Source organism: Paenibacillus xylanilyticus, from assembly GCF_047246825.1.
GTDB classification, from domain to species: domain Bacteria; phylum Bacillota; class Bacilli; order Paenibacillales; family Paenibacillaceae; genus Paenibacillus; species Paenibacillus xylanilyticus_B.
The window spans coordinates 1,730,395-1,744,829 of sequence record NZ_JBFOLB010000001.1 but is presented as its reverse complement, the minus strand read 5'-3'; the positions used below and the strand labels follow the sequence as shown (position 1 = coordinate 1,744,829).

Here is a 14,435-nt window from a genome sequence, read left to right as displayed (position 1 = left end):
AGTTGCCCTCCTTCAGAAAGGCTTTTTTTGTTTTGTGAAAGGAGCCTAGTTTTTATTAAATGGTAAAATATTTGGCTCAATACAATCCAAAATCAAAAGGAATTACAAAAAGCCAAATTTAATGCAAACGGTTTCTGTAAAGGTTTTCATTGTGGCAATAAGATGACAAATCCGTACAAAATTATTACTAACGAATGCCGATTTGGGAATGATAAGATGATTACATCGAAAGCAACCGCTTTCAGAAAACGCAAACAAATTACACACAAAGAGGTTGAAGGGGAGTTGAATGATTTGAAAAAAATGTGGGTATTGATGCTCGTTACTGTCCTGCTGTTGTCCGCATGTTCTTCCGGTGGAGGAGGCAACACGGCAAGCGAGGGTGAGCAAGCATCCAATGAGATTACGATCTGGGCTTGGGACCCATCGTTCAACATTGCTGCATTGAATACAGCAAAAGAAGCATACCAAAAAGATCATCCTGATCTGAAAATCAACATTGTTGAATATGCGCAAAATGATATTATCCAAAAGCTCAACACAGGTTTGAACTCGGGAACAAGCAACGGTCTTCCTAACATCGTACTGATTGAAGATTACCGTTCACAAAGCTTCCTGAACGCTTATCCTGATGCTTTCAAAGATTTGTCTTCCAATTTTACGGCTTCTGATTTTGCAGATTACAAATTGGGACCAACGGCTTTTGATGGCAAACAATATGGTGTTCCATTTGACTCTGGTGTAACAGGTCTCTACTACAGAACAGATCTGCTGGAGCAAGCAGGTTACAAAGCTGAAGATCTGCAAGATATCACTTGGGATGATTACATCCAAATCGGTAAAGACGTCAAAGCCAAAACAGGCAAAGATCTGATTACGCTCGATCCCAATGACCTGGGTCTGATCCGTATGATGATTCAATCCGCAGGTTCTTGGTACTCCAAGGAAGATGGTAAAACACCTGACCTGGCTGGCAATGCAGCACTGAAAGAAGCATTTGTAACTTACAAAGCAATGATGGATGCAAATGTGGTTAAACTGAATTCTGACTGGAGCCAATTCGTGGCAGCGTTTAACAACGGAGACGTATCTACCATTCCTACAGGAAACTGGATTACACCATCGGTTCGTCAAGAAGCATCCCAGTCCGGACAATGGGCCGTAGCTCCGCTTCCTAAAATGGCTGGTCAAGCCAATTCCGTACATGCATCCAACTTGGGTGGCAGCTCGTTTTATGTAATGAACAACGTTCCTGGTGCAGAAGAAGCAGCAGATTTCCTGGGTAAAACATTTGGTTCTGACAAACAACTGTATCAAGATCTGTTGAATAGTATCGGCGCAATCGGAACATACAAACCAGCTACTGAAGGCGAAGCTTTTGACAAAGCTGACGAGTTCTTCGGTGGACAAAAAGTCTTTGCAGACTTTGCAAAATGGACTGAAGAAATTCCAAGCGTAAATTACGGTATCAACACATATGCAATCGAGGATATTCTGGTTGTTGAAATGCAAAACTTCTTGAACGGCAAAGCGATCGACGATGTTCTGGCTGATGCACAAAAACAAGCTGAAGCTCAATTAAACTAAGATGATCCACGGTAACTTATAGAACCCAAGGAAGCATCGGAGCCGTTCCACCGTCTGGCGAAGCAAACAGCCGACCGGACATCGGTGGAAGGCTCCATGGGTTCTATCCATGTTGCATGGAGAGAGAGGAGCCATACTGTGAAAGCCATGAGTACAGGAGACAGTCTCCAAAAGAAAAATAATTTGACTGGATGGGCTTTTATTCTGCTCGCTGTCGTTGGGATCGTTGCATTTTACTTCTATCCAATGCTGCAGGCACTGCTCTTATCTTTCAAGTCTGGCGTGGGTGCCAATCTTGAATTTACGGGGCTCGATAACTATAAAAGGTTGTTCATCGATACAACGTTCCGTACCGCCGTATCGAATACATTTTTGTATCTGATCATTCAAGTACCCGTCATGATCATTCTCGGATTGTTTATTTCCGTTTTATTGAATGACAGCACACTGCGCTTCCGCAGCTTTTTCCGTACTGCAATCTTTTTACCTTGTGTAACCTCGCTGGTTGCATACTCGGTCGTATTTAAATACTTGTTCTCTGCAGATGGAATGGTCAATCAGTTCCTGATGAATCTGCATGTGATTGCCGAACCGATTCAATGGATTACCGACCCGTTCTGGGCTAAAATTACGATCATAATCGCCGTTACTTGGCGTTGGACCGGATATAACATGATCTTCTATCTGTCTTCCCTGCAGAATATTGATCAATCCATCTATGAAGCCGCACGAATTGATGGTGCGAATGCATTTACTCAATTTTTCAAAATTACCGTACCATTGCTCAAACCGATTATCTTGTTCACATCCATTACTTCGACGATTGGTACACTCCAAATATTCGATGAGATTATGAACATCACCAAAGGTGGACCAGGTAATGCAACGATGTCTATCTCGCAATACATCTATAACCTTTCGTTCAAGTATTCACCGGACTTTGGATATGCGGCAACCGTTTCGTATTCCATCGTGCTGATGATTATCGTATTGTCCATCATCCAGTTTAAAGTGGCAGGTGAGAAAAATGGCTAAGAACAAAGTAAAACGGATCTTTACCTATGTGTTCCTATCCATCGTGGCCTTCATATCCATCTTCCCGTTCTTCTGGATGCTGGTGAGCTCGACGAATGCTTCGGTAGACGTAACCAAAGGCAGACTGCTTCCTGGTTCGGTATTCCTTGATAACTTTAACAAATTGCTGGATACGACGAACCTGGTACAGGCACTGGGGAACTCGGCGATTGTTTCCATTATTTCTACCGTGCTTGCCCTGTTGATTGGTTCCATGGCAGGTTACGGATTTGAAGTGTATCGTACAAAATCCCGTGATATCGTCTTCAACATTCTATTGCTTTCCATGATGATTCCGTTCGCAGCATTGATGGTTCCACTTTATCGGATGTTTGCGACGATCTCCGGTTTTGCACCATTTATCGGTATTAACACGATGGCTGCAGTCATTCTGCCAACCATTACGACTGCGTTCCTGATCTTCTTCTTCCGTCAGAACACCAAAATGTTCCCGAAAGAGATGCTTGAAGCAGGCCGGATTGATGGTCTGAGCGAGCTGGGCATCTTCCTGAAAATCTACATGCCTACAATGAAAACAACATATGCGGCTGCTGCGATCATTACATTCATGAGCAGCTGGAACAACTACCTGTGGCCACTCGTTGTGCTGCAGACACCGGACCAACAGACGATTCCTCTGTTGATCTCCAACCTGGGTTCAAGTTACTCACCTGATTATGGGGTAATCATGACAGCGATTGTTATTGCTACACTGCCAACCGCATTAGTGTTCTTCATTATGCAGAAGCACTTTGTCGCTGGTATGGTTGGTTCTGTGAAATAATGGAATAGTGGATGTCATCTGAAAAGACTGATGTGGAAAGAGAGAGGAGGACACCAGCAATGGGGTCCCTCTGTCTTTCTGTTTGTTTATGGAAGAGGAAATAGGGATTGGATCTTGAATAATTCATACTATACATTCGTACTAGAGGGAGAGAGAGCCGATGAAAGCAACACAAGCAGATATCAACTGGTTGGGAGATGTAAGCGTTTTTGAGGTTAATCGTTTAAACGCTTACTCGGATCATCGTTATTACCATACTATGGAGGAGGCGCAGGCTTCGGGTACCATGAAGATGCGTTACGACCTGAACGGAACCTGGAAATTCAATTACGCGGTCCGCCCCGATTGCAGACCAGAACTGTTCTACAAAGCGGATTTCTCCAGTGAAGGCTGGGATGACATTGAAGTTCCCGGGCACATCCAGCTTCAGGGATACGGCCAGATCCAATATGTAAATACCCAATACCCTTGGGATGGACTGAATGAACTGCGTCCTCCGGCACTGCCAGAGGACAAAAACGCAGTAGGTAGCTACATTCGTACGTTCCATTTGCCTTCAGGTTGGCAGAACAGTCCGGTATATATCTCCTTTCAGGGGGTAGAATCGGCATTCTATGTATGGCTTAATGGACAATTTGTCGGATACGGGGAAGATAGCTTCACGCCATCGGACTTCGATCTGACTCCGTTTCTTCAGGATGGAGAGAATAAACTGGCTGTGGAAGTATATCAACGCAGCACAGGCAGCTGGTTGGAAGATCAGGATTTCTGGCGTTTCTCCGGCATTTTCAGAGACGTATATTTATATACGGTACCCGCAGCGCATATCCGGGACGTACGGGTCGTAACGGATCTGGACAAGTCCTATACAAACGGTACGCTGAATTTGGAACTGAAATTGGAAGGTAAAGCATTGGCCGGAGCACGAGTGGAAGCCGAGCTGCGCGATGCCGAAGGAACAACGGTAAAAACTTTTGGATCAGAGGTTAGCGATAGTCTGGTGAATATCAGTGAGGAAATCGGCAAAGTCCATCTGTGGAGTGCAGAGATTCCATATTTGTACCGTCTCTATATCCGTGTATATGACGCGGCAGGAGAATTGGTGGAAGTGGTGCCTCAGGCCGTTGGTTTCCGCAAGTTTGAAATGATCGATAAAGTGATGCATATTAACGGAAAACGCATTGTATTCAAAGGAGTCAATCGTCACGAGTTCAACCCGCGTCGGGGTCGTGCCATTACGAAAGAGGACATGCTCTGGGATGTACGCACCATTAAACAGAACAATATGAATGCGGTTCGTACGTCACATTATCCGAACCAAAGCCTGTGGTATGAATTGTGTGACGAGTATGGATTATACGTCATTGATGAGATGAACCTGGAAACCCATGGTTCCTGGCAAAAGCTTGGTGCTGTTGAACCTTCTTGGGTTATCCCGGGCGATCGTCCGGAATGGCATGATATCGTCATGGATCGTGCGGTATCCATGGTGGAACGGGATAAAAACCATCCTTCCATTCTGATTTGGTCGTGTGGTAATGAATCCCATGGTGGCGAAGTGATCTATAAAGTGTCGCAGTATTTCAAAACATACGATCCTACACGACTCGTTCACTATGAAGGGGTATTCCATGACCGTCGCTTCAACGAGACGAGTGATATGGAATCCCGTATGTATGCCAAGCCGGCTGACATTGAGGAATTCCTGAATGCTGATCCGGAGAAACCGTATATCAGCTGTGAATACATGCACGCCATGGGGAACTCCATCGGTGGCATGCACAAATATACGGAACTGGAAGACAAGTACCCGATGTATCAGGGCGGATTCATCTGGGATTACATCGATCAATCCATTTACAAGAAAGATCGTTATGGCAAGGAGTTCCTTGCGTACGGGGGAGATTTCGGAGACCGTCCTTCAGACTATTCGTTCTGTGGAAACGGCATCGTGCATGCGGATCGCAAGGTAACCGCCAAAATGCAGGAAGTGAAATTCCTGTACCAAAATATCAAGCTGTTCCCGGATCGTGAAGGGGTAAAAATCGTCAACAGCAATTTGTTCGCAGATACATCTGCATTGGAATTGGTATACAGCCTGGAACACGAGGGCCATGAAGTACTGCGCGGAATGTTGGAAGTAAATGTGCCTGCTCAAAGTGAGAAGGTTGTTAAACTTCCACTGGATGCAGTATCCCTGGCTGGCGGCGAATATGCAGTCAATACTGCGTTTGTGCTAAAAGCGGCTACGCTGTGGGCGGATAAAGGTGAAGAAGTGGCGTTTGGTCAGTTTATTTTCAAGCAAGACCAGGTCAATTCAACTGAAGCGGTAGTGAGAGATCCGAATCTCACAAATGAGATTCAAGTGGTTGAAGGAGACGTGAATATTGGTGTGCGTGTAGGTCATACCCATGTTCTATTCTCCAAAGCCTTCGGAACGTTGGTATCACTCAAACTATCGGGCCTGGAGACGATTGCTCAGCCGCCGGCACCTTTATTCTGGCGGGCAACGACAGATAACGATAAAGGGACAGCCATGGGCTTCGAACTTGGTGCATGGTATGCGGCTAGTCTGCTGCCAAGATGTGTGGAATGGAAGGCGGAACAGAAACCGGATCAATATCGAATCGAATTCACGTACAAGCTCAATATCTCGGCAGAGGTGCAGGTGAAAGTGGCTTATACTGTACGTGCGGATGGAAGCGTGCATGTTCATAACGCCTACAGAGGAACGGCTGGATTGCCAAATCTTCCGATTCATGCCCTGTCCTTCAAGACGTCACCGGAATTCGGTAACGTGGAATGGCTGGCGATGGGACCTGAAGAAAACTATGCGGATCGTGCATTTGGTGCACGTCTGGGGATCCACGGCAGCAAAGTGGCTGATACCGTTGCACCATATCTGGTGCCACAGGAATCGGGTAACCGTACGGGAGTACGCTGGGCAAAACTGACGGATGATGCAGGACGCGGCTTTAAAATCGAGGCTTCAGGAGCTCCGGTTGAGTTGAATGTATCTCCGTATACGGCCTTCGAACTGGAGAACGCACAGCATGCATACGAGCTGCCGCCAGTACATTACACGGTGGTTACGGTAGCAGGCAAACAGATGGGCGTTGGGGGTGACGATAGCTGGGGTGCCCCGGTTCATCCGGAATATCGCATTGCCTCGGACGGCGAACTCGAATTCGAATTTGTCATTCGTGCACTGTAAAAGTCGCATCCTAATAAATGTAGAACAGGGGTCTCCGTGTATCGGATGACCTCTGTTTTGCTTTGGAGAAATGGACGCGCAAGAGTAATTCCATGAAACCGCTATCGAAGCTATTTCGTACTGTACGGAACATGGAACAAAGGAGGGGCAACATTATGAGCAGAAAAGCAAAAGCGGGTGTGTGGGTTAGCGTACTGGCTGTACTGGGCATTATTGTTGGGTGTTTCATCTGGTATTTTAATACGGCTTCGGGTGAGCGGGCGCTGAAAACGATGAGATCCAACAATTCCGGTGGTCTGGAACGCGTGGTTAAGGTGTACAGTGACTCCGGTGAACTGATTCAGACGTATGAAGGGAAAATTGATGTGCAGGACACAGAATATGGCAATAAAGTTCTATTTGATCTGAATGGGAGACGTGTTGTGATCTACAACGCAACGGTTATTACGGAAGAGAAATAACATGAAAACGAAAAATATTTCTTGGAGTCTAAGATGATAGACTCTTTTTCTTATATGGTAAAATGAAGGAACTTAAGGCAAACAAATTTGGAGGTGAGAGGGGCATGTTCATTGAAATGTTAATTGCTTTAGTTGCAATTCTGGGTATGGGTGTGTTCTATGCTGTGCTCATGTATTACCTCATTCGTCTCATCTCCAAAAAAGCATTTAAGCATACGCTAACCAAGGTTGAGGCTATTGAAATACTGGTTTGGCTCGCGATTGTGTTCTTCAGTATTGTGATGATTATCAAGCAGAATTGGAATTTATTCTTACCGATAGTTCTTCTGTTGTTCTCCATGGTTAACTTGCGGCGCTCCAATCGGAAATACCGGGAGATGGAGAACCATGAATAGCCGGAACATCATGGAGGTTTCTGAATGACATGGAAGTTTGGCTCAAAGAAATCGGCTGGTTGGAGCCGCAAACAGATGTTGAAGTGGAAGAAGCCATAACACCTTATTGAGGAAAGCATACCGTCTTAACTAATGATTTCCATACATATTTGAAAGCAAATAAAAACAGGCCCTCTTTCGAGGGCCTATTTTTCATGGGAGAGGAGAAACCGGACGAAGAGCTTATGGGGAAACGTAAGTCTTCTCCGCGGTTGTCTACGACACTTGTGATGTCGATAATTATAGAATGGCCGGAATGTTTCCTTTTTATACATATACATTAATAATGGATCAACAATTTTTTGAAATGGATGGGGGCAGACTATTTTTCAAACTGAACCGGAGTGTGGTACGATAGCTGTATCAATAAACTTACATAGAGAGAAAAGGTGACTCATCAGTGAGAGTGGTATCTGGGAGTGCGAAAGGCAGACCGCTGAAGGCTGTTCCTGGCAATGGAACACGTCCGACCACCGACAAGGTGAAGGAAGCGCTGTTTAGCATGATTGGCCCTTATTTTGAGGGCGGCACAGCATTGGATTTGTTTGCGGGTAGTGGTGGTCTCGGGATTGAGGCGCTGAGCCGCGGCATGGACAAGGCTGTTTTTGTTGATTTGGAATCCAAAAGTATTGAAGTGATTCGTGCCAATCTGAAAGCGACCAAGCTGGAGGATCAGGCAGCCATATATCGTAATGATGCAGGTCGTGCATTAAAGGCACTTGCCAAGCGAACCACACGATTTGATCTGGTGTTCCTTGATCCGCCTTACCGGATGAAAAACGGGGATGAGTTGATGCTAACCATGCATGAACTGGAACTGCTTGAACCGGAAGCGACGATCGTGCTTGAATATGAATCCAAATATAGTTACCCTGAGCAATTTGGCCCGTTTGAACAAACGCGCAAGGCTGTGTATGGGGAGACGGCTGTATCCATCTATGAATATGTATCCGGTACAGCGGAAGATGGAGAAACCAGCATAGCAGAAGAGGAGGCTCCTCATGACTGAAATGATACACAGGCAGGAACGGATTGCCGTATACCCGGGAAGTTTTGATCCCGTAACGATGGGCCATCTAGACATTATCGCCAGAGCATCCAAGCAATTTGATCGCGTCATCGTGGCTGTATTGAATAATATGAGTAAAAATCCACTGTTTACGGTGGAAGAAAGAAAGGCTCTCATCACGGAAGTAACAAGTCATCTGCCTAATGTGGAAGTGGATAGTTTCCGTGATCTGACAGCCAATTATGTTCGGCAAAAGGAAGCTCAAGTCATCGTACGCGGCATACGTTCCGTGACGGATTTTGAGTATGAGCTGCAGCTCGCTTCCACCAACAGCAAGCTGAATCCGGATGCGGAAACGATTTTTATGATGACCAATCCCAAATATTCGTATTTGAGTTCCAGTATCGTCAAGGAAATTGCCCATTATCATGGGGATGTGACGGATCTGGTGTCTCCTGAGGTGGAAACTGCACTTCGCCGGAAAATCAGCGAGAAAACCGGCGGTTAAACCAGAAAGTCAGGCCGGACAGGCTGATCATAACGGCAACAATCATGGCAAGTCCGATGCAGACTGCCGGGAAGCTGCTCCACAGAGTCTCCACTGAAGCGTGGTTCCCATCAAGCTGGGATTGTATCGGCAGCAGGGTTGGAGTTATCACATCCGTGTTCCTAAAGGGCCAGAACGTGTTCAACACTTCTGTGCTGTAGCGGCTAAAGGGTGCCCAGAGGAAGACGCTCAGGGAAAAGGCAATCAATGCATGAATTAACCGGACACCTGCAAAATAGATCATGGTCTTGGCAGCAATCCCGGCCGATTTCAGAACAGCTGAAACCTGCAAATGCGAGCACAACCCGCCCCAGCCAAGAACAGCGGCAATCAGGGAGATGATGATCACGGGTGCCCATGTGGTTTGGCTTAAATGGTATGTGCCCAAATGAAGCTCCAAAACAGCAGGCCACAAGGCTACTGAAGTACCGGGCGTTAGGTATAGACCTAGCAGTCGTATAAACACGGCAAAACCAATCATGTAACCTCCGGTCATCATTAGTGTTTGCACGGCATGGGATACCGTGTCACCCAACAATTTGCCGAATCCACGTCCATCACGGGCCTGGGCTTCTCTGGCTGCGGTCATCATTTGAAACCAGAGCCCATGGCGCTGATTGGTCTTTGGATGGTGAAGTGCGGCGTCCCCCTTCCGATGACCGGGGACGAGCCGAATGGCAATCATTGCGGCAATCCAGCCGCTGATCCAGTGAACCATAAGCAGGAAGTATCCGGCAGCAGGCAGGTGAAGAAAAGCGGCACCCAAGACCAGGATGATCATCATCGGATTGGCGAAATGAGCTGCAGCGACCAGAACAATTGCTTGTTTGCCGGTTATTTGTCGATCCTGAACCAAACGGGCTGCGGTGTCGGCCCCTGCAGGAAATCCGCCGCACATGCCAACAGCAATGGCCAGTCCAGCTTGGCCGGGGAGGCGAAACCACCGCTGCATTAACGGTCCCAGCAAGACGCCGAGAGCGTCCGTAAAACCAAATGCAGTCAGCATTTGCGACAACATTAGAAACGGAAGCATCGCCGGGAAAATAATTTTCCACCAGATGTCCAATCCCTGAATTGAGGCATCGAATGCATCCTTTGGAGATACAACTACAGCGACGACCAGTAATAAAGCGCCGGCACTTAGCAGTACCGTTCGCATCGGGTTGGAGCCTGTAACCTCAGTCTGCATTGACATCGTTTCACCTCATATGGAATAGCGCCGATTTTTTCGGCTGCTTCGTAGTCGAACTGGACGGCCGAATGACGTCCGTGGACGGTTCGGCCTTGACCGGACAAGCGACTGAATACAGCGGCCTATCCGGCCTGTACCATTGTATGCTGGAGAATGAGGGTGTTAGACTTATAAATATGGAATAAACGCAAAGAACGGGGGCTCATGCGATGAATCGGATTCGAAAATCTGGCGGCTTCAGAGCTTCGATCTTTGTGATCGTGGTGGCTCTGGTTGTCTATGTTGCAGTCTACATGCCAACGCCGTATATCATTTATATGCCTGGCAGTGCTGATGAAGTAAAACCGATGGTCACGGTAAAGGATGGCGACCAGGAGGAACGCGGTGTATTCATGATGACGACAGTGTCGGCAACGTATGCCAATGTGTTTTTGCTTGGAACGTCCTTGTTTAATCGGAATACTCAAATTGACAAAAAAGAAGATCGGCTGCAAGGGAAAAGCGAAGCAGAGTATTCTGCCGAACAGGTGTGGTTTATGAGCGATTCGCAATCCTCCGCCATGGAAGCGGCTTATGAGCAGGCGGGTGTGAAGTATTCCATTGTTCCCGAACATATTTTTGTGTTTGGTTTATCAGAGGACCCGAAACCGCAGGGAGACATCGTCCCTGGCGACATTATCTTGGGTGTGAACGGAACAGCTACACCGGACAATACCGTATTATCTGCCCAGCTGAAGGATAAAAAAGTGGGAGATACGGTAGAAATGCAATTGGAACGCGGAGGCGAAACCATTAGCCGTGAAGTGAAGCTGATCGAGGTAAAAGATAGCAAAACAGGTGAAACCAGGCCTGGTTTGGGTGTGATGATCGGAGCCGTTCAGAAAGTGAAGCCCGAGGATCCGAATAAACAGATTACCTTCACGGATACGCAGGTAGGTGGTCCTTCGGCCGGACTGATGTTTACACTGGAGATTTATAATCAGCTTACTCCCGGAGATCTGACTCAAGGTCACCGAATTGCCGGAACGGGAACCATCACCAAGGAAGGTGTGGTCGGCGCGATTGGTGGCGTGGTGCACAAAATCGTGGCTGCGGACCGCAAAGACGCAGAGATTTTCTTTGTTCCAAAACAGAATTACAAGGAAGCGGAAGCCAAAGCGGAGCAGATCGGCACCAAGATGAAACTGGTTCCTGTGAGTACGGTGGATGATGCCCTGGCATATCTAAAAACATTGTCTGCCAAATCATAAAGGTTGTATTGAAAATTTGGATATACGAAGTCCGAGTAAAGAAAATGAACCCCCCTATGCCGGTCGTTTGAATAAACGACACGACATAGGGGGTTTTTAGTGTAACGATTATAGATAGGGGCCATATAAGCTTAGCACCGGACAGGCGGCTCATAATAGTCGCTATACATGGTTCGTGTGTCCCTCTGTTCATAAGCAAGGGCATAGGCTGCCTGTGCCTGTACATCAAGTTCCAGCTGGTTGTGTGTGAAGTTGGACGGTTTCAGCACTACAGGCAGGGATGAGACAGTTTTCATGTGTTTCAACAGACCTTGGCCTTGTGCACTAAATCCAAGGACACGGAGATAGCCCGGGCCTTCGGCTAGTTGCTCCGCTGAGAGTTCTGCCTTGGCATGATGAAGCAGAACATGGGTCAACATGCGCTGCAGCTTGGTTCGTGTGTACCGTCTGGTCTTAAGTGCGTTTAGCAATGCTTCGACTGATGGTTCCGGGAGCTGAGCAAGAGTGCGGATCAGCCGATGCTCAAGTCCTTCCGTGACTTCGGCGATATTTGCCAGCTCGAAGGCACGGTGGGTCGCCGCAATGTGCAGCAGCGGCTGAGCAAAGCGCTCCCAGTGCACGGGAGCGCGTTTTGCTTGCCATTCACGCTGCAGAATGGCAAGAGTTGCCGCCGGCACGTACGGCGCGGCGGCTTGGGGCCCGTCCGCCATCAGCAGGCGGCGGACGGCGGTTGCACTGGCGATCGCCCCCGGTCCGGGCGTCGCCTCATGATACGCGGCACCTGTGCGTGCCGTCGTCAAGGGCTGGATCGCGCTGCCCAGTCGTTCCAGCGCGATCAGGTAGTGCAGCCCAAGCGAATTGTTGGGCTGCCCCAGCAGTGCAGCGGCGGCATCAGCATCGACGCCGCCGGGCGCCAGCGCCGCCGCCGCGCCTGCGTACGCGGCGGGGTAGCTGGCGCCCTCCCGCAGGCGGCGCGCGATGTCCTCGCGCAGCCCTGCGGGCTCCACAGCCAGCACGCGCGCAATGCGCTGCAGGCTGTCCAGGTCGCCGGACTCGCTGCCGAAGCAGAGCGAGTCCACGACCCCGGTGCGGTGCAGCAGCGAGACCGCACCGAAGGCAAACCATTCCGCCGGTTGTACAGCATAAGCAACCGGCAGCTCAATGACCAGATCGGCGCCTGCATGCAGTGCCATCTCAGTGCGAGCCCTTTTACCCACAATGGCGGGTTCCCCGCGTTGGAGAAAAGGGCCGCTCATTACGGCCACAACGGCGTCTGCTCCGCTAAGCCGCCTGGCCTTACTCAAGTGATAGACATGTCCGTTATGCAGAGGGTTATATTCAACAATGACACCAACGGCTTTCATCAGCAGGTGCTCCTTTCCTTAAAAGAAAGTTTCTACAATGCTTTCTGGTATGTATACCGGATAGACGGCTGTCATAATTGCTGCTCCGTCAAGCAGCGGGTCTTGTTCAATAATAGGGGATAGGGGCATCCATATTCAAATGAGTAAGGATAAGAAGCTGCCAAAAAAGGCACCATGTCGCATTCAATGAATACGCATAGTGCCTTTGAGTGGACTTCTGTTGATCCTTCATCATTTGCTTCGAGTAAAATTAAATGCCTTCCGCTACAGGAATCAGGTTTGTTTTGGGGCCAAAGAACTCATAATGAATAAACTCAGGTGAAACGCCGATCTCACATAAAGCCGCATAAGCAGCCTGCATGAAGGGAATGGGACCGGTAAGGTAATAATTGGAGTCATGCGGTTGACGGATAATCTGTGACAGCCATGCTGCATCAATGTAACCCTCTTTGTGAAAACGTGATTTTGCGCGATCATCTGGAGTAGGCTGCGTATAACAATAAAATGTCTGTATACCCTCATGTTGTTCTGTCAATGTACTTACATGATCACGGAAAGCGTGGGTTCCACCATTTAGGGCCGCATGAATAAACGTAATATGACGTTGGGCAGGGCTGGCGACAAGGGTGTTCAACATGCTGATCATCGGCGTGAGTCCAACGCCACCACTTAATAACACTACATTGCGTGAATCTTCCGTTTTGAGTGTGAAGTCACCCGCAGGAGCAGACAGCTCGACCAAATCCCCTTCCGCAATATGATCATGCAGATAGGTCGATATAACTCCATCCGGCCGATCAGCCAGCGCACCCTCACGTTTAACCGAAATACGGTAATAAGGCTTTCCTGGGGCATCGGAGAGGCTGTATTGTCGAATCTGGGTGTAGGTACTTCCTTCAGGTTTCATCCGGAGGCTAATAAATTGCCCGGGTTGGTACGTGGCTATAGGTTTGCTGTCCGTTGGCACCAAATAAAAGGAAGTAATCATTTCGCTTTCCTTTATTTTTTTCGCAACACGGAAGAAACGGAAACCCTCCCAGCCACCGCTTTGGCTTTCGGTCGCTTCGTACAGATCCTTTTCCATATCGATAAAAACACTCGCAATGACACCGTAGGCTTCAGCCCACGATGCTATAATCTCGTCGGTCGCAGCATCGCCAAGCACATCTTTGATGGCTTTCAGCAAATAAGTGCCAACGATCTCGTATTGCTCGGGGGCAATGCCTAGACTCCGATGTTTGTGAGCGACCTGCCGGACGGCAGGCAGAACCGCGGCAAGATTGTCGATATGCAGGGCGGCAGCGTAAACCATATTGGCCAGTGCGGCCTGCTGACGTCCCTGTTTCTGGTTGGCGTGATTAAAAATATTCAGCAGTTCGGGGTGATGTGTAAACATCGTTTTATAGAAATGACTTGTAATGGCTTCACCATGGACTTCAAGTACAGGTACTGTAGATTTGATTACTTTAATTGTATTTTCGCTTAACATGGATATTTCCTCCCATAAATGGATTGACTA

The 14,435-nt window shown here is 48.0% G+C and carries 12 protein-coding genes; 9 read left to right on the top strand and 3 right to left on the bottom strand.

Annotated elements, in window-relative coordinates; genetic code table 11:
- Positions 1-294: 294 nt before the first annotated feature.
- The 8 genes from AB3N00_RS07555 to coaD all read left to right on the top strand — a co-directional run bounded on the left by AB3N00_RS07555 (position 295) and on the right by coaD (position 9,071).
- A complete protein-coding gene (locus AB3N00_RS07555) occupies positions 295-1,587 on the top strand; it encodes an ABC transporter substrate-binding protein (protein WP_413035213.1) in 1,293 nt (430 codons plus the stop codon).
- A 147-nt stretch (positions 1,588-1,734) separates the two neighbouring features.
- Positions 1,735-2,622, top strand: a complete 888-nt coding sequence (locus AB3N00_RS07550; protein WP_175396158.1) for a carbohydrate ABC transporter permease — start codon at positions 1,735-1,737, stop codon at positions 2,620-2,622.
- Positions 2,615-3,445 (top strand): carbohydrate ABC transporter permease, encoded by an 831-nt coding sequence (locus AB3N00_RS07545; RefSeq protein WP_175396109.1) that lies wholly within the window; start codon positions 2,615-2,617, stop codon positions 3,443-3,445. Before AB3N00_RS07550 ends, AB3N00_RS07545 begins: the two co-directional genes overlap by 8 nt.
- Positions 3,446-3,605: 160 nt before the next feature.
- Complete coding sequence (locus AB3N00_RS07540; RefSeq protein WP_413033997.1) at positions 3,606-6,659, top strand: glycoside hydrolase family 2 TIM barrel-domain containing protein; 3,054 nt, start codon at positions 3,606-3,608, stop codon at positions 6,657-6,659.
- A gap of 155 nt (positions 6,660-6,814) precedes the next feature.
- On the top strand, positions 6,815-7,120 hold the full coding sequence (locus tag AB3N00_RS07535) for a hypothetical protein (RefSeq protein ID WP_413033996.1): 306 nt from the start codon (positions 6,815-6,817) through the stop codon (positions 7,118-7,120).
- Between the two features lie 104 nt (positions 7,121-7,224).
- Positions 7,225-7,515 (top strand): hypothetical protein, encoded by a 291-nt coding sequence (locus AB3N00_RS07530; RefSeq protein ID WP_413033995.1) that lies wholly within the window; start codon positions 7,225-7,227, stop codon positions 7,513-7,515.
- A 439-nt stretch (positions 7,516-7,954) separates the two neighbouring features.
- Complete coding sequence (rsmD, locus tag AB3N00_RS07525; RefSeq protein WP_413033994.1) at positions 7,955-8,563, top strand: 16S rRNA (guanine(966)-N(2))-methyltransferase RsmD; 609 nt, start codon at positions 7,955-7,957, stop codon at positions 8,561-8,563.
- Position 8,564: 1 nt separating this feature from the next.
- Positions 8,565-9,071 carry a pantetheine-phosphate adenylyltransferase gene (gene coaD, locus AB3N00_RS07520; protein ID WP_175396157.1) on the top strand — a complete coding sequence of 169 codons (507 nt, stop codon included), beginning with the start codon at positions 8,565-8,567 and terminating at the stop codon, positions 9,069-9,071.
- Here coaD and AB3N00_RS07515 read toward each other — a convergent pair.
- Positions 9,049-10,305 carry a nucleoside recognition domain-containing protein gene (locus tag AB3N00_RS07515; RefSeq protein ID WP_413033993.1) on the bottom strand — a complete coding sequence of 419 codons (1,257 nt, stop codon included), beginning with the start codon at positions 10,303-10,305 and terminating at the stop codon, positions 9,049-9,051. The two genes, coaD and AB3N00_RS07515, sit on opposite strands and share 23 nt — an antisense overlap.
- A 206-nt stretch (positions 10,306-10,511) precedes the next feature.
- On the opposite strand from AB3N00_RS07515, the gene AB3N00_RS07510 reads away from it, so the two are divergent.
- A complete protein-coding gene (locus AB3N00_RS07510) occupies positions 10,512-11,552 on the top strand; it encodes a SepM family pheromone-processing serine protease (protein WP_413033992.1) in 1,041 nt (346 codons plus the stop codon).
- Positions 11,553-11,683: 131 nt separating this feature from the next.
- On the opposite strand, the gene AB3N00_RS07505 is transcribed toward AB3N00_RS07510, so the two are convergent.
- Both AB3N00_RS07505 and hmpA read right to left on the bottom strand, forming a co-directional pair.
- Positions 11,684-12,916 (bottom strand): nucleotidyltransferase, encoded by a 1,233-nt coding sequence (locus AB3N00_RS07505; RefSeq protein WP_413033991.1) that lies wholly within the window; start codon positions 12,914-12,916, stop codon positions 11,684-11,686.
- Positions 12,917-13,166: 250 nt separating this feature from the next.
- On the bottom strand, positions 13,167-14,405 hold the full coding sequence (gene hmpA / locus AB3N00_RS07500; RefSeq protein ID WP_413033990.1) for an NO-inducible flavohemoprotein: 1,239 nt from the start codon (positions 14,403-14,405) through the stop codon (positions 13,167-13,169).
- Positions 14,406-14,435: the final 30 nt, after the last annotated feature.

Bases quoted from the DNA above. Each gene is read 5' to 3' on its own strand.
- hmpA (WP_413033990.1), bottom strand. From the start codon at position 14,405: ATGTTAAGCGAAAATACAATTAAAGTAATCAAATCTACAGTACCTGTA.
- AB3N00_RS07505 (WP_413033991.1), bottom strand. From the start codon at position 12,916: ATGAAAGCCGTTGGTGTCATTGTTGAATATAACCCTCTGCATAACGGA.
- AB3N00_RS07535 (WP_413033996.1), top strand. From the start codon at position 6,815: ATGAGCAGAAAAGCAAAAGCGGGTGTGTGGGTTAGCGTACTGGCTGTA.
- coaD (WP_175396157.1), top strand. From the start codon at position 8,565: ATGATACACAGGCAGGAACGGATTGCCGTATACCCGGGAAGTTTTGAT.
- AB3N00_RS07515 (WP_413033993.1), bottom strand. From the start codon at position 10,305: ATGTCAATGCAGACTGAGGTTACAGGCTCCAACCCGATGCGAACGGTA.
- AB3N00_RS07550 (WP_175396158.1), top strand. From the start codon at position 1,735: ATGAGTACAGGAGACAGTCTCCAAAAGAAAAATAATTTGACTGGATGG.
- AB3N00_RS07545 (WP_175396109.1), top strand. From the start codon at position 2,615: ATGGCTAAGAACAAAGTAAAACGGATCTTTACCTATGTGTTCCTATCC.
- AB3N00_RS07540 (WP_413033997.1), top strand. From the start codon at position 3,606: ATGAAAGCAACACAAGCAGATATCAACTGGTTGGGAGATGTAAGCGTT.
- AB3N00_RS07530 (WP_413033995.1), top strand. From the start codon at position 7,225: ATGTTCATTGAAATGTTAATTGCTTTAGTTGCAATTCTGGGTATGGGT.
- AB3N00_RS07510 (WP_413033992.1), top strand. From the start codon at position 10,512: ATGAATCGGATTCGAAAATCTGGCGGCTTCAGAGCTTCGATCTTTGTG.